A 20,737-nucleotide genomic window follows, 5' to 3' on the forward strand; every position below is an offset into this window, starting at 1 on the left:
AATCATGGTATACACTTTAGGTATATACATTGTTAAGGGGAAATTATCATGGCGACCACACGTGTATTTAAATCTGGTAACTCACAAGCAGTACGCCTTCCTGTTGGATTTCAATTTACTACCAATGAGGTAGAAATTTTTAAGCGCAATAATGAAATTATTATTCGTGAAAAGCCCCGCGATTTATCAAGAGCTTTTGAATTACTGACCCACTTACCAGAAGACTTTTTTACGAATGGCAGGGAAGACAGCCTACCGCAAGAGCGAGAATTTTAATGCAATTACATTATTTGCTAGATACTAATATTTGCATTTATATCGCTAAACAAAAACCTGCTACTGTGCTAAGTAGGTTTGAACAATTAAAAGTGGGTAGTGTTGGTATGTCAATTATAACTTACGGCGAATTACTGTATGGTGCACAAAAAAGCCAATTTACTAAGAAAACTACTGCTTTGTTAGAAGAGCTAACCGGTTTAATTCCTCCACTTCCTTTACCCACCGATGCAGCTAAATATTATGGAGAGGTACGAAACAAATTAGAAAAACAAGGAAGACCTATTGGAAATAATGATCTTTGGATTGCTTCTCACGCTCTAGCAATGAAATTAGTGTTGGTAACAAATAACCTAAAAGAATTTTCAAGAATTTCAAAACTTAAAGTAGAAAACTGGGTAGATTAGAAGATTGCAAAAAATGTCTATTTTAAACTAGTTTTAACTATAAGAATAAATGATTCGCTAAACAAGGTAGGACTAAAAAAATTAAAGCTTTTATGAAAATAATTAATGCTTAGTATATAATATTTTTATTTACATAAGCTTGAATATCACCATGAAAATATGGATCGATGCAGATGCATGTCCGAAAGTTATTAAAGAAATATTGTTTCGTGCTGCTAAACGCACTCAAATAGCTGTCATTGTTGTGGCTAATCAACTAATTGCTATTCCAAGTAACCCTTTCGTGACTAGAAAACTAGTGCAAGCCGGTTTTGATAAAGCGGATGATTTAATTATTCAGCAAGTAGACAGTGGCGACCTCGTTATCACTGCTGATATCCCACTAGCAGATGCTGTTATCGCTAAAGGAGCAATGGCATTAAACCCAAGAGGCAAGTTTTATGATAAGAATAATATCAAACGCCATTTATCTATCCGCAATAATAATGAAGAGTTAAGAAACGCAGGTATGCTGACTTCTGGTCCTGCTCCATTAAGCAATAAAGAGATTCAAGCATTTGCTAATTGCTTAGATAAATTAATTAGCACTCACTGCCATAAATAATAATTTTATCAAACTTGTATAGTTAAATGTTAAATTTGGCGATTATTAATTTAGACGACGAATTTTTTGCCATAGAAGATTATTGCACGCATATAGGCTGTCCGTTTGTCAGCGAACCTATCGAAATTGAAACGTTAGTGTTCCCTTGGCATGGCGCCCGTTTTGCTATTCGCACCGTTGAAGTTCTTGAACCTCCTGCCTATAAAAATTTACACACCTTTCCTGTGAAAATTGAACAAGATCAGATCCTCGTGGGATTTGAGTCAAATTGAAAATGCGATTTGCACTTAACAGAAAACCCAAGATACTATGAGTATAAAATTAGTGGGCTACCTATAGTGAAACTATAATCAGCCCGCTATTTTTACATTGACTTAGTGGGCTACATATAGTTAAACTATAATCAGCCCACTAATCTTAACGGAGATGCCATGGCTGAGGTTATTGTAGGACGCCTACAAGAGCGGAAAGAATTACTCGAGATGTTTAATTCCAAAGCGGCAGAATTTCTTGTTTTATATGGTCGGAGAAGGATCGGGAAATCGTATCTAATCGAAAAAATATTTGAGAAAAAATCCTGTTATTTTTTTCATGTAACAGGTGTTCAAAATGGAACAATAGACGAACAGATCAAAGAGTTTGTTAAAGCGATTGGAAATACCTTTTATAAAGGAGCTGCGATTGCAACATCAAAATCTTGGATGGATGCATTTGAGGAACTGACTAAAGCCATCGACAATACGCCTAAAAATACAAAAATTATTTTATTTTTTGATGAGCTTCCCTGGCTATGTACGCGAAAATCAAGATTAATTCAAGCAATTGATTACTATTGGAATCGCTATTGGAAAAATAATAAACAGATCAAGCTCATCATTTGTGGATCCAGCGCCTCTTGGATTATTCGCAAAATTATTCACCATAAAGGGGGATTACATAATCGAAACACAAGAACTATGTTATTAAATCCATTTAATTTAAACGAAACAAAAGATTTTTTACATTCGGCTGGTGTCAAAGTTAATAATGAACAAGTGGCGCAAATCTATATGTTTTGTGGCGGTATTCCTTATTATTTAAATTATATCAAAAAAAGTAAGTCACCAGCACAGCTTATCGATCAAATGTGTTTTCAGGAAAATGGCGTTTTATATAATGAATTCGAAAAATTATTTGATTCACTTTTTGATGACTCAGAAACATATAAAGAATTAATTAGAGTTATCGCGCAATCTAGAGAAGGAGTAAATCATGCAAAAATTGAATTGAAAAGCACTTATTTGTCAAAAGGAGGCACATTGAGCGGGCGCTTAAAAGATCTAGAAGACGCGGCTTTTATCAAATCATTTATACCGTTAGGACACAAAAGACAAGGCATTTATTATAGAGTCATTGATGAATATTGTTATTTTTATTTAAGATGGATTGAGTCAGCAAAAAAAACGTTAATTACCCAAGAAAGAAATAATAAATATTGGTCTAGCAAACTATCTTCGGCCGAATACCATAACTGGATGGGGTATTCATTCGAATCGATTTGTTATAAACATATAGGCGAGATTAGAAGAGCATTAAATATCAATATTGGGTCGACAGTGGGAGTATGGCGATATTCTCCTAGAAAAAATTCAACAGAATCTGGAGCTCAAATCGATCTAGTTTTTGACAGGGATGATGGAATAGTAACACTGTGTGAAATAAAATTTTCTAAAAATAAGTTTATCATTGATAAACACTATGCTGAAATTTTAAAGAAAAAGATGGCTGTATATAAAAAAATAACTGGAACAAATAAAAAATTGCTCATTGCCATGATCACGAATGATGGTATCAAAGAAAATAAATATTCAGATGAATTGATTAGTGATATAATAACGCTAAATCACTTATTTGCAGAGTATTGACGAGACAATTCAGAATAGCAGGCTTATCACCACAGGCGAAGCAATAGCGAGAATGATATTGAATGATCTGGGTTTTTTAAATAAACCAATAAATTTAACACCCTATTTTCTCGAAAACAAAGCGTTAGAACGCGCATGCAATTTTACTCCACACTAGTAACACACTCTAAGATTTTAAAAAAACACGAAAAAATTATTTCCCAGTATGCCCAAAGCCACCAGTGCCACGCGCGCTTTCGTTAAATTCGTTAACAATTTCAAATTGTGTTTGCACAACAGGGACTATGACTAATTGCGCGATACGTTCACCCGGTTCAATCGTATAAGTTTCATTGCAACGATTCCAACAAGAAATCATTAAAGGTCCCTGATAATCAGAATCGATTAAACCAACTAAGTTTCCTAAAACAATTCCTTTTTTATGCCCTAATCCCGAACGCGGTAAAATAATTGCAGCTAAACTCGGATCGCCAATATACAAGGCAATCCCCGTGGGAATTAATTCGGTTTGTCCAGGTTTTAGTAAAAGCGGTTGTTCCACACACGCACGCAAATCTAATCCCGCCGATCCTGCGGTAGCATAGTGTGGTAAACCAAATTCTTGCTCAATACGTTTATCTAATATTTTAACTTGCACGGTTTGCATTTTTATATCCTTGATGAATTAAATGTAGAATTTCAATCGCTAATTGCATTTTGGGTTTTAATGATAATTCAATTTTTTGCTGATGATCTATCACGGTTACTTGATTATTATCAACATCAAAACCGCGGTCATCTAAGCTCACATCATTGGCGATTATCATATCTAAATTTTTATGCTTTAATTTTTGCAGGGCTTTTTCAATGACGTCGTCTGTTTGCGCAGCAAAACCCACACAAAATGGCTTAGGAGATTGTTTGGCAATTTCTGCAATAATATCGGGATTGGGAATGAGTTTTAAGGTTAATTCCTTTTCACGACTGGCAATTTTTTGAGTTGCAACCTGTGCGAGACGATAATCTGCTACGGCAGCCGCACCGATAAAAATATCGCACTCCGAACACATTACTCTTGCGACAGCTAACATTTCCTGCGCGGTTGTAATATTAATTCGTTGTATTTGCTGTGGCGTATCAATAGCAGTGGGGCCTGCAATTAAGATAACTTCAGCGCCCATTTCGTATGCGGCGCGTGCTAAGGCAAATCCCATTTTTCCTGAACTGCGATTAGAGATATAACGTACCGAATCAATTGCTTCGCGCGTGGGACCTGCGGTAATAAGAATTTTTTTACCCTGAAAAAGTTGAGAATTCACTGCAGACTGTTTTACTTTTTCGACGATTTCTTCTATCGCTAGCATGCGCCCCAAGCCTACATCACCACACGCTTGTTCGCCATTCTCCGGCCCCCAAATTAACATATTGCGTTGTTTTAAGCGTTCCACATTCTCTAAAGTTGGCGTGGCTTCCCACATGTGTTTATTCATTGCAGGTGCGATGGCAATGGTTTTAGTCGTGGCCAAACACACGCTGGTTAATAAATCATCGGCAAAACCGTGCGCTAATTTAGCGATCAGATTTGCGGTAGCGGGTGCGAGTAAAATTAAATCAGGCCAGCGCGCTAATTCAATATGACTCATCCCAAGCTCGGCCTCGGGATCAAACAAATCGTCACGCACGGGATGACTTGAGACCGCTTGTAAGGCGAGCGGGGCGACAAATTCGTGAGCGGCTTTCGTCATCATCACTTGCACGTCGCACTGGTTTTCACGTAAACGCCGAATCAGTTCGGGACATTTATACGCTGCAATTCCTGCGCTTATACCCAATAAAACACGTTTCATTCTGAGATTACACCTATTAAACTGAAACATCACTTATGGTAAATACGCCCTAGTCTAACAAAAAAATCGCGCTATACCAGAGTAAATTGTGATGTTGCGTTTCTCCCCTTAAATCGCCATCCGTGCGAGCACAGCTTGCCCAGGCGAAATCAATCCAGGAAAGAGTAACGCACTGAATGTGCGAAACTCCTGTTAATTGAGCTATACCAAGGAAAAACTGACATGGCGATAACAGATTGGCCGAATAACGAACGCCCACGCGAAAAATGTTTGAGCAAAGGCGCGCAGGCCTTATCGGATGCTGAACTCTTAGCAATTTTGCTACGAACTGGCGTACGCGGCAAAACCGCCTTAGATTTAGCGCGAGATTTATTAAATCATTTTGGAAGTTTGCGCCAACTTTTCCAAGCGGACTACGAACAGATTACGAAAATATCTGGTTTAGGGATAACAAAATTTATTTTTTTGCAAGCTGTGCGTGAAATTGGGCGACGCACAAATTTAGAATTATTACCCAAGCGGGTAAAATTATATTCCGCTCAACTAGTCAAACAATTTTTTTTACAGCAATTACACGACTATCAACATGAAGTATTTTGTTGTTTAGTCCTCGATGGACAAAATCGCGTATTGCATTTTGCTGAATTATTTCATGGCACCTTAGATTATGCGCAAATTTATCCCCGTGAAATGGTGAAATACATTTTAAAAAATAATGCCAAGCGGGTGATTATTGCACACAATCATCCATCGGGTAAATTGGGTGCCAGTCCACAAGATTTGCAATTCACAAAATCGTTAAAACGTGCTTTGGATTTTTTAGAAATCGATTTATTGGACCATCTGATTATTAGCGAGTTTGATTGTTATTCGATGATGGAAAATGGTTTATTGTAAAAGAAATAGCACTCACAATTGTGAGTGCTATTTCTTTTAATAATGGCCGGAACAGGCATAGCCTGTTCCGGCCATTTGAGCGTTTAAAGTTTCAAGGTAAATTAATTGCCTTGATGTAAAAATTGTTGTAAAGGAAATACTTTACCATTTAATTCCACTTTTTGATCTTGGTAGGTTGCATGAATTTTTACCACATCACCATCAATGGAGATAAAGTTTTCACTTTGATAATCTGCTAATTCTTTTTCCACATTGGTTTGCGCAAGCGTTTGCAAATCTTGTGGGGTTTTATTGGCATAATCTGGATTATTCGCCGCTTGCTGTTGTTGTAAGTAGCGTTGTTCTTCTTGCATCAGCAATGCTACGACCAAGGCTTTAGGTGCACTCACATCCACTTTTACATTAGCATTCATGAAGGCTTCTTGGATTCCACCTATACCAGCATTACTGGGTTTGGCTAATGTTGCCGTAACATTGCCAGTGATTTTGCCTTGCGGAGTTGTCCAGTCGATGTTGCTGGTTAACTCAGTCCCGCGAGAAAATATTTGCATCAACACTGGTAGGCTTTGCATGGTTATTTGTTGCTGCTTTTGCACATTATCAAAATTTTGTTGTAATTCTTGCGACAGTTTTACCAACTCACCTAACGCTTTTGCATCTAAATTTAAAATATTAAATGTAAACGTCGAAGGCGCATAAGCCATATTCATAACATCAAATTTAGCAAGTTTAAGCGAAAAGATTCCATTCACTAAATCCGATTTTAATTCAGCAGATTGTTGAATGCTTAAACCATCCATTTCAAATAATGGATTGCCATGTTGCGCTAATTTAATATTTTTAATGTCCAAATTTGAATTACCTATCCACAGATGGTAAGTATTATTGCGATTACTTTTACCAGAAATTTCTGCGCCATTTAATTGGAAACTATTATTAGTATTATTGGTGACGCTTAAAGGTAAAATGTTTGCGGTAAGATCGATGCTGTTAATATTTCGATCAGTCAACCAACTTCCTTGAATTCCTTGCCAATTTGCTACCGTCGCCGTGCGATCGTTTGCTAAAAATTGCAAAGGTTCTAAAGCGAAATTCCAATCATAATCCCCATTAAACGCCAGAATTACTGTGCTATGGATCAACGGCAATTGTTTCAGATTTTTTTGCAAGAATTCGGTGGCTTCCGGCGAATAAACCATTTGCGTATAGAGTGCGCCACGACCCCAATGCCATTCAATCTCTTGTTTTTTATCGTGTTGTAACCAGATTAATGGCCCGTGTTGAACTTGCCCTTTGATGGTGGCTAAGACTTCTTCAGTGGGTTTTTGACCAGAGGCTTGCATCATTTGACGAGTAGCCCGTTCTGCAAACGGTAACATACTATTTACGGTTAAAACCATATCAGAATGTAACCAACCTTGATGATATTCTTTAATTTTAACTTCATAAAAAGGTGGGTACGATAACGCTTGCACACCCTTTTCAATACTGGATTTAGACAGCATTCCCATCACATAAGGACCCGCCCCTACGACAATGAGAATTGCCATGAATATTGTTAACAATAATGACTTAGCCATTGAATAACCTCCGCTTAAAATTCAATTAAAAATGTGGGGTAGGGATAATTTTCCCATTCACCATTAATTTACCCTTTTCATACACTGCAACCATTTTCAAATCATCACCTTGCTTAACTAAAATACCTTTATTAATTAAATCGGTAATTTTAGCATTCACGGGATTTTCGGTTGCTTGACTTGGATTATTATCTGCTGTCCATGTTTTGGATAAATCGTTGGTTAACAATTTTTCGGACACGTCGAGAGATAAATTAGCTTTCGTGTTTTCGAGTAAGGAACGTAATGCCGCAAAAAATGAAGTATTTTCACCATCAATTTTCGCTAATGATAATTCGCCAGTAACCGTGAGGTTGCCATCAGCTGAAGTTAGTTGTAATTGATTTAAATGAATTTCGCCACCTTGCTTAATTAAATTAAGTGCTAAGGGAATCATCGCCATTTGTTGCGCTTCGCGTTCGCGAAATGAAGCATCAAAATTTTTGTTATAGGACACTAACGCATCTTTAAATTTTGCAAAGCTAGCTGCATCGAGTTGATTGGCGTTAATATCAAAAGCAAACGTGGGATAATTGACATTATCGATGGTGATATTTTTGGCGTTAATCGTCATTTTATTAGTCAGTTTATCGCCTTGCAATCCTTGAGTATTCTCGATGGTAACCTGTTCTGCTGCATCGGTTAATGCAAGATGTTGAAAGTTGAGTTTATTAATTTCAACACTATTTTTTCCTGTCCAAACTTTAAATGGATTACGTTTTGAGGAATGATTTTCAATTGAGAAATTATCCATACTCAAATTCAAATCTTGGCTGATTAATTTCACCGGCAATACCTTGAGGAGAAAATTAAATTGGGTCAGCGATTTGTTGGTATTGTAGTGATAACTCACACCTTGAGATTCAAACTGATAAGGCAGTTTTTTATCAGTGGTTTTCAGTGGACCGATTTGAATATAATTTTTAAAATTTCCGGCTAAGGTAATAAAACCATGCCCTTCGATTAAGGGCACTGCACCTAAATATTGAGTCAGCAATGCTTGGGTGGCAGGGTCGAATTTTACACAGGTGTTAATTAAACCACGCCCTAAATGCCACTCAAATTTTTGAGTTTTTTCGTTGATTGAAAATAAAATAGGGCCGTGCTGAATAGTGACTTCTGTAGTAAAACGAGGCTTAACGATATTGCCTTTATCATCGAGTTCATAAAAGATGCCGAGTAATGATTTAGGAAAAATGCTAGGATTAACTGGAAGTTTTTCTAAGGTGAAGGAAGAATGCATCCAACCCATATGATAATTTTTTTCGGTTAATATGACGGGTTGATTCTTAGAAATTGCCGCAATCAAGCCGTCAATGTCTTTTTTACTCCAATACCCCATTCCCACAGGGGCTAATCCAATAATAATAGCGAGTAACGCAATAACCCCTACCCATGTCTTACGCATCTTTAACCACTCCTTAATGTTTGGTATAGCCCGTTGGCTTGAAAAATCATCATAGCACCCACTTGCAGAGTTACCAATATTTTATTAGCAAACAGCTAGCGCTTGTTAACAATTCTACTCTGCTGGCAGTGCATTTTAGGTAGCACTATAAATCATTTTCTCATGAATGGCGATGAAATGATTATTCCACAACATGTTGGTTAACCGTAAGCTTTTTATCTTTAAGTTGAAATTGGATGGTGTAGGCACCATTCACCGCCTGAATGATCTGTTGTTGTTTCCAATCTGCTAACGTTGTACCCCAAAATGGTTTAGGTAGTGTCTTTTTATTAGCGGCATGTTGAATAATTTCATCCACAAATACCGCGGGTAAACTCATTTCTCCCGTCATCAGCAATTTCGCCCCCAAAAGATCGTCAACATTATTTTTATTGAGCATTACATCTTGAGGCAAGGTCACCCCCTGTGGAAAACTCATGTTTAAATTAGCGCTGATAGGTTGATTATCAACGGCAAAATGATTGATTTTGAGTTGCACCGTAACCTTATTATTTTCTCCCGCTTGAAAATATAACGTAGTAAATGGGTAGGCATAGTGATTATTGAAACCCGCTTGCAGTTGATTAAATTTGACGAAGGCTTGCTCGAGCGCTGTGGGATTTAAATCGGTGATATTTAATTTGATCACCCCGGGTCCCACGGAACGGTCGAATAGGGTTGATGACTTTAATGAAAAGGTACTAACAAGATTATAGTTATCGGCATCGCTCAGAAAACCCCGCGCTTGAAGGCTCGGTTGATTTAATTCCACCATTTCATTATCGACGTTAAATTTAATTTTTGAGGTAAAAAGCTTGGCTTTGCCAAAGAATAAATGCGTTAAATTACCCTCTTTTTGCCAATTATTTTGTGCGACGACATCACCGATATCGATAAGCTGGTTATTGATCTTTAGATAAAACGGTTTAGAATGCCATTTAGATTGCACGACGTCCATGGCAGAATTTAAGTTCGTACGAAAATTAAATCCACCCCATTTCACCTCAATGGACTCTTTTGCCCAATGAAATTGAAAATTTAATCCGTCATTCGCCATCGACACATGGAATTGCCGACGAAAGCCTATCGCCAGTTTACCTTGTAATGTCAGCGGTTTGCCAATCATTAACTGGATCACCGACTCCACTTCATTAGAAAAATGAACATTTAGCTGACTGACTGCAATACCTGCAAACCACTGTAATTGTTGTTGCTTATCGCGAATAAAAGCGATTGGACCATGATGAATAGACATCGTGATTTGCAAATCGATAGGAAAGTCTTTTCGAGGTTGCGTTTGTGGTAATCTCACAGAGAGTTGAGCAGTCGATGAAAACCAACCTTGTTGATAATTCTGTAATGTAATTTTATAGGGTAATTTTTTTTGTAAATGAGCAATGAAGCGGTTTAAGTCTTTTTCCGCGATGAATCCCATCAGGGGGGGCAATGAAAGGCCAATAAGTATTACGATGAGCAGAGCAATCGACAACTTTTTGATGGCGCGCATTAGAAAAATCCTAAATTAACACATGAATTTTTATTCTACACAATAATTCCTTGAGAATGAACTCCTAGTAAAATGTGCATGATTATTTTTTTACGGCCACTGAGAGTTTTCGCGTGCAAATGCCAATGTATATAGCCTTAATCCGATGAATTCAGTAAACTCTTCTTTTTATCTTAACGCGTATCCATTATGTCGTCGCGAAAATCCTCACACGCCTATCATCCTCGCAATTGGCCAATTGTCTTGGTGATTGCTCTAGGGCGTTGCTTGGCGCGCTTGCCCTATGGTGTATTATTACGACTCGGGCAGAAACTTGGCCGCCTTGCTTATCGAGTCGATAAACGCACGCGCTTGATCACGCGCAAAAATATTCAAGCCTGTTTCCCAACGTTACCTCCTGCCGCACAACAAGAACTTGTCCTTAAAAGTTTTGAATCGAGTGGCATGGGGATGATGGAAACGCTCATGAGTTGGTGGAAACCCAACCACACCTTAACTCCTCAATTAGATATCCATGGCTTAGAAGAAGTTACACGGGCTCACCAAGCTGGTAAAGGCGTCATTTTATTATGCGCTCATTTAGCCAGTTTAGAAATTATTGGTACTTTGCTCGCGCGCCACTATTCGTTTGCCGTGATGTATAATCGCTTTAAACATCCTTTATTAGAAAAAATTAATCATCAGCATTTAACGAAAACGTACACTAAAGCGATTGCCCGTGAACAATTACGGGAATTTTTACGTTGCCTAAAAAATAATGAAATGATTTTTTATACACCGGATATTGATGCCGCTATTCACACTGGAGTCTTTGCACCCTTTTTTGGCGTGGCAGCTTATACATTAACTACCACGGCCAAAATTGTTGCTAAAACAGGAGCTAAAATTATTCCGTGCGCCTTTTATCGGCGTGATGATTTACAAGGATATGAAGTATGGTTACATCCAGCCTTGAACGATTTTCCCAGTAACGATGAACTTGCAGATGCAACACACATTAATCAGGTATTAGAAACATTAATTAAACCACATCCAGAACAATATTTTTGGCAATATAAACGGTTTAAAACCAGGCCGCAGGGAGAGCCCGATTTTTATCATGATGCCAATGTTTGAGACAGCATGGAATACTGGAGTCAGTGCTTTACCTGAGGAATTTCATCGCCAATTACACGGTTATTATCAAACATTATTCCCAAGCTTAAAGGCTTTAGAATCTTCTTCAACCCACACCAACGATTCCAAATCGCCATTAAATTATCAGTTAATCGCCGCCTTACCCAAAGTGATGATTTGCAGTGAATTTTTTAGTGACTATTGCTTAAGTCATATAAATGCGTTGATTTATTGTTTAACGACCGATTTTTTACAAAAGCCGATTGATAAAATTTCATTATCAACCTCATTACATCATCAATTAAACAATTGTTCAGAGGAAGAAACGTTAAAAAAAATTCTTCGTGATTTTCGTAATTTTCATATGTTAAGAATTATTTGGCGCGATTGTCATCAATTAAGCAATTTATCACAAACCACACAAGAATTATCCGCTTTAGCGGATGTGTGCATTTTAGAAAGTTTACATTTATTGTGGTCTTGGCATTGCCAACGCTTTGGCACACCGCTCGATAGCAACCGTCAACCGCAAGAATTACTAGTGATTGCAGTTGGAAAATTAGGCGGGGAAGAATTAAATTTATCGTCGGATATTGATTTAATTTTTGCGTACCCCGAACTCACGCCACTCAATCATCATCTAACAAGCGATGCCTTTTTTACGCGTTTAGGGCAAGCATTAATCGACTGTTTAGCAGAAAAAACCGCAGACGGTTTTGTATTCAGAGTGGATATGCGTTTGCGACCCTATGGGGATAGCGCTGGACAATTAGTCATGAGTTTAAATGCGCTCGAAAGTTATTATCAACAACGCGGTCGCGAATGGGAACGTTATGCATTAATCAAAGCACGCGTGATTAATCAACATGCGCCTTTTGCTTCGCAACTGACGCAATTATTAAATGCTTTTGTTTATCGACGTTATGTCGATTACACCGTAATTGATTCATTACGCGATTTAAAAAAATTAATTCAGCGCGAAGTAACCCTGAAACAACTTAATAACAATATTAAACGAGGCGCAGGTGGCATTCGTGAAATTGAATTTATTATTCAAGCCATCCAATTAATTCGTGGCGGACAAGATCGCACATTACAAAAAAGTAATTTTCTAAATGCTATTGCAGCCATAGGCAGTGAGCAGCATTTACCAGAAAAAGTGTGGCAAGAATTAAAAACTGCTTATATTTTTTTGCGTGAATTAGAACATCGCCTCCAAGCTTATCGCGATCAACAAACTCAAACGTTACCGACAGATAATACATTAAAATTACGCATTGCATTAGCCTTGAATTATAATAACTGGAATGAAGTTGAAAGATTGTTAAAAAAACACCGTAAAAATGTCACTCTTCATTTTAATAATATGATTGCACTGCCTAAAAATTTCCCACAATCAATGGATAAGGAGCATCAGTTAGCGCAATTATGGCTAGGTAAATTAGAAGCTGAATTAGCAGAAGAAATATTACGAACATTGACATTCCAAAATCCAAAAATAGCGTATCAACAATTAATCAATTTACAGCGTAATACAAAGATTCGTCATTTATCGGGCGCAAGTCAAACCAAGCTGAGTCAACTCATTCCTAAACTACTCGTTTGCATGAGCCAACAAACCAACCCCGATGACATTTTAACAAGAATTTTACCGCTCTTAGAAATAATTCTACAACGTGGAATTTATTTATCCCTATTAATTGAAAACCCCATCGCCATCCAACGCTTAGTTGAATTATCGTCACTCAGCCCTTGGATTGCCAATAATTTAGCTTTATATCCGATTTTATTGGATGAATTACTCGATCCTGATTTATTATCTTTTCAAATATTTTCAGAAAACATTCATGAAGAAATTGCTAATTATTTAAAAAAATCACCTACGCAGGATCAAGAAAGTTTAATGAATCATTTGCGTAATTTTAAAAATGCCTATTATTTAAGAATTGCCTGTGGTCAAGTGCTTAACTTTTTATCTTCATCACAAGTCTGTTCTTATTTAACTAACATTACCGAAGCGATTATTCAGGCGGCACTACGTCTTGTTTGGCAAGAAACCACCCAAAAATACGGACATCCTGTCACCTTGAGTAACGCTATCCCTGATTGTGATTTAATGATTATTGCTTATGGTAAATTAGGTAGCCAAGAATTAAATTACGATTCCGATTTAGATTTAATTTTTTTATACGATGAAGAAAACAAACGACAGGAAACCCAAGGGAATAAATCCATCGCCTTAGCGGAGTTTTACACACGTCTTAGCCAACGATTAATTAATTTTTTAACCACGCGCACCCAAGCAGGTTTATTATACGAAGTCGACACCCGCCTACGTCCCTCTGGCAAAGCCGGACTATTGATCAGTAAATTAACGGCTTTTGCGCACTACCAACAAACTTCCGCCTGGACATGGGAACACCAAGCGCTAATAAAAGCCCGAGCCATTTGTGGTCCACCCAATCTTATGGAAAAATTTTCCCATATTCGCCGAGAAGTGTTAACGCTACCTCGCGATGCTACTCAATTAATCCACGACATTCGAGATATGCGTGAACAAATTATTCAAAACTTTGCTCCCAAGCAAGAGAGTGTATTTTCGATTAAATATTCACGTGGGGGATTATTGGATATTGAGTTTTTGGTGCAGTATTGGGTTTTGACGTGGGGGAGGGAAAATCTAAATATATTAAATCAGCAAAATACAAGTATGCTATTAAGTGAACTAATATCTACTGACATAATTACACATGAAGTTGGCAATGCGCTAATCAATTATCATCATGAATATTTAGACCATCTACAATTAAGTAAGCTTGATCCAGAGAAGAGCATAAGCGAATTTGAAAAATTTAATGCGGCTATTCGTGCGGTTAGGGAGATATGGGGGACTTATTTTTAGGGTGCGCCTCAGAATTCTATGCATAATTAATTTAATTATCTAATTGGCTATCTGTATTCTAAATACTTGTGGCCTCATCATTTAAGAGATTTTTATTTATTAAATCAATTAACATATTCCTATCAACTTTTCCTATCCCACGGCGTGGAATACTATCGAATTTAATAAGCCTCTTGGGTAAATCAACACCACTAAGATGCTCTCGTAGCATTTTTAAAATCATGCCACGACTCAAATTCATATTATCGCTGACATAACATAAGCAAGGAATATGTCCAAGCTGTTCATCTGGTATGGGAATTATTACAAAGTCTTCAAATAAATTTAATGCTTGAATGACATTTGAAATTTTTAACGTGCTAACTTTTTTTCCAGCACACTTAAATACATCATCTTTTCTGCCCGACAGATATAATAAGCCGCGTTCATTGACATATCCCATATCTCCTGTTTTTAGACCAGCACTAGTAATAAACTCTTGGCTCAACTCTGGTTTATCAAGATAACCTGAAAAAATGTAGTCTCCCACAACATAGATTTCACCTGTTTTGTTTGGCGCGGCTATTTGTTTATTCTCATCTAGAATTTTTATAGTTAACCCAGGAATTGGATAACCAACACTACCCGGATAAGTTCTAGCAAGGTGAGAAGGTAGGATGCAGAATCTTCCTGCTAATTCAGTTAAACCATAGGCCACAAACAATTGCAAGTTTTTGAAGTGGTTTAATAATTTGATACTTAAGTCGGGATTTAAATTATCTCCAGAGGACATTATCCAAGTAATATTTTCTAATATCTCACTATCTGACAGATCAGATTCTATACTGTTAATTATCCATTGAAGTTGAATAGGAGAGCCTCCAAATGCTGTTGCTTTTTTGGCAATTAATAATGAGCATATATCTTTAGGAAATAGTTTTTGAGTAGTTGTGATAAAAGATGCAACATTCAGACAAGCAAAAACAAAATGGCAGAGTGTACTGGTAAAGTGTTTGGCACTAATCACGAGTAAGCGAGCAGTCGGAGAAATTTTTGCAACTGTAGATGTTGCCAAAGAATTTTGCAAAATCATTGCATGCGTTAACTGAACCCCTTTGGGGTCCCCTGTAGTTCCACTTGTAAACAATATCGCAGCAAGCTCATTATATTTGAACTTAGGCAATGAAAAATTTTTTTCATTAGGGCAATTAATGTTTGGGATAAATTTTTTACAATTAGAATTTATATCTTCTGAACAATGATTATTACCTATTATTAAAACTGGTTTTACTGCATTAATAATTGTTAATAAATATTCAGGATTAGCAGTATTATCTAAGGGAACTAAAATTGCTCCTGTACTCCAGATAGCAAGACAACACACCCAATATAAATTACCTAAATTAGAAGAGACTAAAATGGCATCTCCTGGCTTCACATTTTGTTCCTGCAATTGTTTAGAAATGATATTAACGTAATTAATAATTTCATTTTTACTAAATATCACCTCATCATCAACCAATTCAAAACTCAATTTATGCTGGATAACATTTAATAAATACTGCGCACAATTCAACATTTATATCATCCTCAGATTAAAAAATATGTAACATCTTAGTAAATATTAATTGCCAAAAACGGAGAAAAATTTCCATCGCGGTTGCATAATCACTAAACATAACAAAAACATGCCCCAATGCAACATAGCTAATCGTTAAAAAAACTCCTGAAATGTATTTAATGCCATAGAAAAATGATAATTTATGTTTATGTTTGTTTTTACTCTTGTTTTTAATTCCAACACGTTTCATAAACCAAACCAAAAAACAAAGCCCGCTTGCATGATATATTGCCCAACTGAACCATGATAAATCATAAACATGCCATAATCCCACCGCAATCATTGTCGCGTAAAAAGGTAGATAGGGATTTTTGGTAACAAGCACTAATGGGAAATAAATATTACGAAAACACCACATCGATAATGAGCGATGCCATCTGCGCCAAAATTCTTGTAAGTTTGTTGCCAAAATTGGCCAGTTAAAATTTTCCATAATTTTGTAGCCAAATAATCGACCAAAGCCAATGGCCATATCTGAATATCCCGAAAAATCAAAATAAGCATAAAAAAAACTACAATATAGTGAAAAAACAATTGTTGACAAATTGCAGTCGTGGGGGAACAACCCCACTCTAAAAAACAGACTTTCACTACCATTATTTAACCAATAACTTAAAAACATATCAGCGATAATTATTTTTTTAACCATCCCAAAACTTATTCGAGTGAACCCATAAGCGATATCATCTGCTGTAATTTTAGGTGTACGATTTGCCAAAAAACTCTCAACTGTTTCTATTGGACCAGCAGGGATCGTTGGGAAGAACAAAATGAAGCATAAAAATTCGCGTAGACTTAGTTGCGAAAGCTCTTGCCTGTACCAGCGTAACAATGTGTCAATTAGGCGAATTACAAAATATGAAACACCTAAGGGTAATGCAAGACTTAAATTACCTGGAGAAAATATTGAAAATAGCAATTTATTACCATATTTAAAAAGAACTAGAAATAATAGGGCTAATGTAAAGCCAATAAAAAAAAGACCACGCCTTTTTTTTTCTCGCTGAATCGAAGATAGCCAATTTTTACCAAAGTAGTACATTAAAATTAGGAAAAGGACTAAAAAAAATGTGAAAACTGGTTGGATATAGATTAATATGATTACTGAAATTACAATAATAAACCATTGGCTCAAGCGTGTTTTTTTATGTAAAAAAATATTTGTTACAAACGCGGCAATAATAAATAGAAATATTATAGTTAGCTTATTATGAGAAATATTTAGTTGCTCACCAAAACTTAGTTGTCGAGGTTTAATTTTGTATATTATAGTTTGGTCATCTAATGATTTTAGAGTAAACTGCGTTGGTAATTTATTTTGAGTAATGGGAATATGACATTCTAATTCCTTATTAGCAATCTGTTTACAGTATCTATTTTGGAAGTTAAGGATGTAATATTCATCACCCAGATTAATATTAAGCGCTCCATCAAAAGATAAATCTAAGGCAAGTCGTTCAGTAATGTGTGTTGTGGGTATCTCAAAAGTTAGATTTTGATTTTTAGATATGACCATAGGAAGTTTATGTATTCTAATTTTTGATGTTTGATTCAAAACACGAATTTTAACACTGTTTGTTTTTACAATCATGTGCACAATCAACCCCAAAAAAAGGATAAAAAATAAAATCAATATATTCAATTTTGCATTTAACTTCATTCTCTCTAAAATCCTTTCTCGCTGTCTTAATGAACACTTTTTTCTGGCCTAATTTTAAATCTAAATCTATAAGATTTATCTAAATTCATTGTTTACCAAATGGTATAAGTTTGTTAGAATCATGCGCTAATTTAAATCGCTACGATATTATTGTTAATTGCGGGAAGATGCAAGAACCATGGACAACAATATACAATCTCGCCCCCTCATTCTGGGTATTTCTGGCAGTCTAAGAAATTCTCGATTTGGTGCAGGTAGTGAAAAATTATGCAGTGAACTTAAAGAGATCGCCACCAAAGATGAACTAATCAGCTACATAGACGCTCAAGCCAAAATTCGTTTGGACGATTTTTTTAATGCTGGGCGCGCTCAAGGTGAAGCGTTTGATAAAATTTACGATAACTTACGTCGCAGTAGAAATGACCGTGGATTAAGTAATTCTGAAATTGGTTTAGCTGCGGCACTATGGGCTGCTTATCACCATGGCATGGATATAACACATCTTGGTTTATCCCGTTATTTTCCTGATGTAGGCGAACCTCGGCATCTTGATGAACTGAGAGAGTTCATTCTCACTGCAGATGCATTAATTCTTTCCGGTCCTGTCTACTTTGGCGATCGTGGCTCATTGATTGGATCGTTTATTCGCTTTCTTCAAACTGATGAGACATGCAAAAATCATTTAAAAAACAAAATTTATGCCGGAATTGCCGTTGGTGCAAAACGTAATGGAGGCCAAGAAACTACGCTGATTTATCAATTATATGATATGACTCAACTGGGTATGCTGGCGGTTGGCAATGATAGTGATACCACAGCACAATATGGTGGGACCATTCAAGCCGGTGATGTTGGCTTTGCCTCCAGAGACATGTATGGAATTGATACTGCCTTAGGGGTTGGAAGAAGAGTGGCCGATGTTTTAACTTTACAAAATTTACCTACTCCACCTCACTCACTACCCAAAAAAACCAAGATTGCCCTTTGGTTATTAGAAGATGATATCAAACAACAAGGCGATACTCTCACTCAACAATTAATCCAAGAATTCACTCAAGACGACCAAATTGAATTTGTTTATCATAATTTTACTCAAGCTAATATTCGTCGTTGTATTGCTTGTGATTTATGCCCCACAGAATTTGCAGAAAAAGAAAACTACCGTTGCATTATTCAAACCAAGCACGACTTATTTACCCAAATGCATTCTGAAATTGTCAATGTGGACGCGATTATCTTAGTGGCATTTTGTCCAAAAAATCAAAATGAGCGGGTCACTACCTATCAAAAATTTATTGAGCGTACGCGCTATTTGCGCCGAGATAATTATGTGTTTGATAATTTATTAGCAACGGCATTAGTAATAGAAGAATTAGGCGGTTCAAGAGGATTACAAATTAGAATGTTAACTTCTCTCTTGCGTCACCACACGATTTTGCATGATGTATTGCGCGCTTATTCGCATGAAGGGCAATTATTCCGTTGGAATGAGTTGATCGATTCCGCTAAAAATTTCGCTGCACAGGCCAAAATATTGACTGCAAAACGTGAAACTCAAGAGCAGTCTCATCGAAATGTTTACTATAATCCTGTAGGTTATAAAATCAGTGCAGAACGATTTCATGAGCAACTTGAAAAATTTTCGCCCAGTCAGTCAACGATCGAACCTTTTGATCTGAAGATTAAAACTTAGTAGTGGAGTAAACTGTATGAGCTTTTTTTTCAAACGATTTACGATATTTATTTTACAATGTTTTTTTTGGTTTACATTATTTTCCATCCTGCTATTAGTGCTAACTTTTTCTGACCTTTCACTAGCACCATTTCGATATGCTGGTTTTTAAATGCACGCTTTAAAAAAATTCTTGATAGATTTATTTACGCCTAGATTAGCTCCCATTTTATCAGCTATTATTTTAATTTCCATATTTTTATGTGTTTCTCAGTTTTATCTTAAAAAATTATCGTTCATGTATGGGAATGATGATTACAGTAGAGCATCTTATTTGGCTAACTTTACCCAAAAATCAAAAGCATTATCAGTAGTTGTTTTAGGGGGATCTACATTTAGAGAGTCAACTTATTCCGATAAAATCGTTTCCGATATCTTATCAAGAGAACTTCATAGTGATATTCAGTTTCTTAATCTTGCAAGTAGCTCTCAAACGTTTTTAGAAAGCAGAGCAATATTCGATACATTAAAAATCCAAAGAAACTCTCTTTTACTAATTGGATTAACACCATCACGCTTTAACGAAAGCTATTCAGACATGCTTAAGCAATATAACAATCCACGAATACCGTTTTTAAATTATCGAGGGATTAAAGCTTTTTTAGCTACTAATATTAATCGTTTTCTAATTTGGTACCCTGATTTTTTTAGTTATAGTTTATGGATTAAAAAACGTTTTATTGAGCTATCTCCCTCTGCATGCTCAATAAATTTCTCGTTATCGGCAAGCACCAAGTGCATTGTTGCTACATTCAGAAATATAAGTGATTATCAACTTCCCTCTATGAAATTACACCATTATTATAACATGAGCCCTCTATCTGCTGAACAAAAGAAAAACTTCACCAAGGAGTATGCCAAAATAATGAAAAAAAAATTTAATACAAACTATCTTTATTCTTCCCAATTGTTGTTAACCTTAATCCGAGATGCTCAAAAAAAGCACGTAAAAGTTATTCTTTATTTTTTACCCAGATCAACATTAGCCAGACAAGCCGATAGTTATCTTTTTTTAAATCTTAACCAAGAATTAACTAAAATACAAAAAATAACCCATGTACCATTATATAATTTGATAAATTCACCAAACTTAACTGACGAAGATTATTACGATATTTATCATTTTTTGCCAAGTGGACGTAAAAAATTTGCACCTCAATTTTATTCATTAGTGGAAAATGCTTGGAAAAATGATTAGCGAATGTTGATAATTTTAGGGTTTTGATAATTGTGTTGTTTA

General features: G+C 36.2%; 18 protein-coding genes. 11 read left to right on the forward strand and 7 right to left on the reverse strand.

The window, feature by feature from the left end; translation table 11 throughout:
• Positions 1 to 48 precede the first annotated feature (48 nt).
• The 6 genes from KIT27_06285 (at position 49) to KIT27_06310 (ending at position 3,348) form a co-directional block, all read left to right on the forward strand.
• A complete protein-coding gene (locus KIT27_06285; protein MCW5589256.1) occupies positions 49 to 276 on the forward strand; it encodes an AbrB/MazE/SpoVT family DNA-binding domain-containing protein in 228 nt (75 codons plus the stop codon).
• Positions 276 to 683 carry a type II toxin-antitoxin system VapC family toxin gene (locus KIT27_06290; GenBank protein MCW5589257.1) on the forward strand — a complete coding sequence of 136 codons (408 nt, stop codon included), beginning with the start codon at positions 276 to 278 and terminating at the stop codon, positions 681 to 683. Before KIT27_06285 ends, KIT27_06290 begins: the two co-directional genes overlap by 1 nt.
• Before the next feature lie 151 nt (positions 684 to 834).
• Positions 835 to 1,287 (forward strand): YaiI/YqxD family protein, encoded by a 453-nt coding sequence (locus KIT27_06295; GenBank protein MCW5589258.1) that lies wholly within the window; start codon positions 835 to 837, stop codon positions 1,285 to 1,287.
• 26 nt (positions 1,288 to 1,313) lie between these two features.
• Entirely contained in the window at positions 1,314 to 1,559 is a 246-nt protein-coding gene (locus tag KIT27_06300) for a Rieske 2Fe-2S domain-containing protein (GenBank protein MCW5589259.1), read from the forward strand.
• Between the two features lie 159 nt (positions 1,560 to 1,718).
• On the forward strand, positions 1,719 to 3,191 hold the full coding sequence (locus tag KIT27_06305) for an AAA family ATPase (protein MCW5589260.1): 1,473 nt from the start codon (positions 1,719 to 1,721) through the stop codon (positions 3,189 to 3,191).
• Complete coding sequence (locus KIT27_06310) at positions 3,178 to 3,348, forward strand: DUF4277 domain-containing protein (GenBank protein MCW5589261.1); 171 nt, start codon at positions 3,178 to 3,180, stop codon at positions 3,346 to 3,348. Before KIT27_06305 ends, KIT27_06310 begins: the two co-directional genes overlap by 14 nt.
• Positions 3,349 to 3,384: 36 nt before the next feature.
• Here KIT27_06310 and dut read toward each other — a convergent pair whose 3' ends face one another.
• Together dut and coaBC are read right to left on the reverse strand one after the other, a co-directional pair.
• Positions 3,385 to 3,837 carry a dUTP diphosphatase gene (gene dut, locus KIT27_06315; protein MCW5589262.1) on the reverse strand — a complete coding sequence of 151 codons (453 nt, stop codon included), beginning with the start codon at positions 3,835 to 3,837 and terminating at the stop codon, positions 3,385 to 3,387.
• Positions 3,818 to 5,017 carry a bifunctional phosphopantothenoylcysteine decarboxylase/phosphopantothenate--cysteine ligase CoaBC gene (gene coaBC / locus KIT27_06320; GenBank protein MCW5589263.1) on the reverse strand — a complete coding sequence of 400 codons (1,200 nt, stop codon included), beginning with the start codon at positions 5,015 to 5,017 and terminating at the stop codon, positions 3,818 to 3,820. Before coaBC ends, dut begins: the two co-directional genes overlap by 20 nt.
• Before the next feature lie 222 nt (positions 5,018 to 5,239).
• On the opposite strand from coaBC, the gene radC reads away from it, so the two are divergent.
• A complete protein-coding gene (gene radC / locus KIT27_06325) occupies positions 5,240 to 5,914 on the forward strand; it encodes a DNA repair protein RadC (protein ID MCW5589264.1) in 675 nt (224 codons plus the stop codon).
• 101 nt (positions 5,915 to 6,015) lie between these two features.
• Here the strand turns inward: radC and KIT27_06330 are convergent, their stop codons facing one another.
• The 3 genes from KIT27_06330 to KIT27_06340 all read right to left on the reverse strand — a co-directional run bounded on the left by KIT27_06330 (position 6,016) and on the right by KIT27_06340 (position 10,487).
• Positions 6,016 to 7,494 carry a YdgA family protein gene (locus tag KIT27_06330; protein ID MCW5589265.1) on the reverse strand — a complete coding sequence of 493 codons (1,479 nt, stop codon included), beginning with the start codon at positions 7,492 to 7,494 and terminating at the stop codon, positions 6,016 to 6,018.
• A 25-nt stretch (positions 7,495 to 7,519) separates the two neighbouring features.
• Entirely contained in the window at positions 7,520 to 8,941 is a 1,422-nt protein-coding gene (locus tag KIT27_06335) for a DUF945 family protein (protein ID MCW5589266.1), read from the reverse strand.
• A gap of 181 nt (positions 8,942 to 9,122) precedes the next feature.
• Positions 9,123 to 10,487, reverse strand: coding sequence for a DUF945 family protein (locus KIT27_06340; GenBank protein ID MCW5589267.1), 1,365 nt, complete (start codon positions 10,485 to 10,487; stop codon positions 9,123 to 9,125).
• A 189-nt stretch (positions 10,488 to 10,676) separates the two neighbouring features.
• Between KIT27_06340 and KIT27_06345 the strand changes: the two genes are divergently transcribed.
• Positions 10,677 to 11,603, forward strand: coding sequence for a hypothetical protein (locus KIT27_06345; GenBank protein ID MCW5589268.1), 927 nt, complete (start codon positions 10,677 to 10,679; stop codon positions 11,601 to 11,603).
• Positions 11,596 to 14,505 (forward strand): bifunctional [glutamate--ammonia ligase]-adenylyl-L-tyrosine phosphorylase/[glutamate--ammonia-ligase] adenylyltransferase, encoded by a 2,910-nt coding sequence (gene glnE / locus KIT27_06350; GenBank protein MCW5589269.1) that lies wholly within the window; start codon positions 11,596 to 11,598, stop codon positions 14,503 to 14,505. The genes KIT27_06345 and glnE overlap by 8 nt, the downstream gene beginning before the upstream one ends.
• 58 nt (positions 14,506 to 14,563) lie before the next feature.
• Here glnE and KIT27_06355 read toward each other — a convergent pair whose 3' ends face one another.
• Together KIT27_06355 and KIT27_06360 are read right to left on the reverse strand one after the other, a co-directional pair.
• Entirely contained in the window at positions 14,564 to 16,063 is a 1,500-nt protein-coding gene (locus KIT27_06355) for an acyl--CoA ligase (GenBank protein MCW5589270.1), read from the reverse strand.
• Between the two features lie 16 nt (positions 16,064 to 16,079).
• Positions 16,080 to 17,765 (reverse strand): hypothetical protein, encoded by a 1,686-nt coding sequence (locus tag KIT27_06360; GenBank protein MCW5589271.1) that lies wholly within the window; start codon positions 17,763 to 17,765, stop codon positions 16,080 to 16,082.
• Between the two features lie 178 nt (positions 17,766 to 17,943).
• On the opposite strand from KIT27_06360, the gene KIT27_06365 reads away from it, so the two are divergent.
• Together KIT27_06365 and KIT27_06370 are read left to right on the forward strand one after the other, a co-directional pair.
• Positions 17,944 to 19,458, forward strand: coding sequence for a flavodoxin family protein (locus tag KIT27_06365; GenBank protein MCW5589272.1), 1,515 nt, complete (start codon positions 17,944 to 17,946; stop codon positions 19,456 to 19,458).
• A gap of 151 nt (positions 19,459 to 19,609) precedes the next feature.
• Positions 19,610 to 20,695 (forward strand): hypothetical protein, encoded by a 1,086-nt coding sequence (locus KIT27_06370; protein ID MCW5589273.1) that lies wholly within the window; start codon positions 19,610 to 19,612, stop codon positions 20,693 to 20,695.
• Positions 20,696 to 20,737 lie beyond the last annotated feature (42 nt).

The organism is Legionellales bacterium (assembly GCA_026125385.1).
Lineage (GTDB): Bacteria > Pseudomonadota > Gammaproteobacteria > JAHCLG01 > JAHCLG01 > JAHCLG01.

Bases quoted from the DNA above. Each gene is read 5' to 3' on its own strand.
- KIT27_06285 (MCW5589256.1), top strand. From the start codon at position 49: ATGGCGACCACACGTGTATTTAAATCTGGTAACTCACAAGCAGTACGC.
- KIT27_06290 (MCW5589257.1), top strand. From the start codon at position 276: ATGCAATTACATTATTTGCTAGATACTAATATTTGCATTTATATCGCT.
- KIT27_06295 (MCW5589258.1), top strand. From the start codon at position 835: ATGAAAATATGGATCGATGCAGATGCATGTCCGAAAGTTATTAAAGAA.
- KIT27_06300 (MCW5589259.1), top strand. From the start codon at position 1,314: ATGTTAAATTTGGCGATTATTAATTTAGACGACGAATTTTTTGCCATA.
- KIT27_06305 (MCW5589260.1), top strand. From the start codon at position 1,719: ATGGCTGAGGTTATTGTAGGACGCCTACAAGAGCGGAAAGAATTACTC.
- dut (MCW5589262.1), bottom strand. From the start codon at position 3,837: ATGCAAACCGTGCAAGTTAAAATATTAGATAAACGTATTGAGCAAGAA.
- coaBC (MCW5589263.1), bottom strand. From the start codon at position 5,017: ATGAAACGTGTTTTATTGGGTATAAGCGCAGGAATTGCAGCGTATAAA.
- radC (MCW5589264.1), top strand. From the start codon at position 5,240: ATGGCGATAACAGATTGGCCGAATAACGAACGCCCACGCGAAAAATGT.
- KIT27_06330 (MCW5589265.1), bottom strand. From the start codon at position 7,494: ATGGCTAAGTCATTATTGTTAACAATATTCATGGCAATTCTCATTGTC.
- KIT27_06335 (MCW5589266.1), bottom strand. From the start codon at position 8,941: ATGCGTAAGACATGGGTAGGGGTTATTGCGTTACTCGCTATTATTATT.
- KIT27_06340 (MCW5589267.1), bottom strand. From the start codon at position 10,487: ATGCGCGCCATCAAAAAGTTGTCGATTGCTCTGCTCATCGTAATACTT.
- KIT27_06345 (MCW5589268.1), top strand. From the start codon at position 10,677: ATGTCGTCGCGAAAATCCTCACACGCCTATCATCCTCGCAATTGGCCA.
- glnE (MCW5589269.1), top strand. From the start codon at position 11,596: ATGTTTGAGACAGCATGGAATACTGGAGTCAGTGCTTTACCTGAGGAA.
- KIT27_06355 (MCW5589270.1), bottom strand. From the start codon at position 16,063: ATGTTGAATTGTGCGCAGTATTTATTAAATGTTATCCAGCATAAATTG.
- KIT27_06360 (MCW5589271.1), bottom strand. From the start codon at position 17,765: ATGAAGTTAAATGCAAAATTGAATATATTGATTTTATTTTTTATCCTT.
- KIT27_06365 (MCW5589272.1), top strand. From the start codon at position 17,944: ATGGACAACAATATACAATCTCGCCCCCTCATTCTGGGTATTTCTGGC.
- KIT27_06370 (MCW5589273.1), top strand. From the start codon at position 19,610: ATGCACGCTTTAAAAAAATTCTTGATAGATTTATTTACGCCTAGATTA.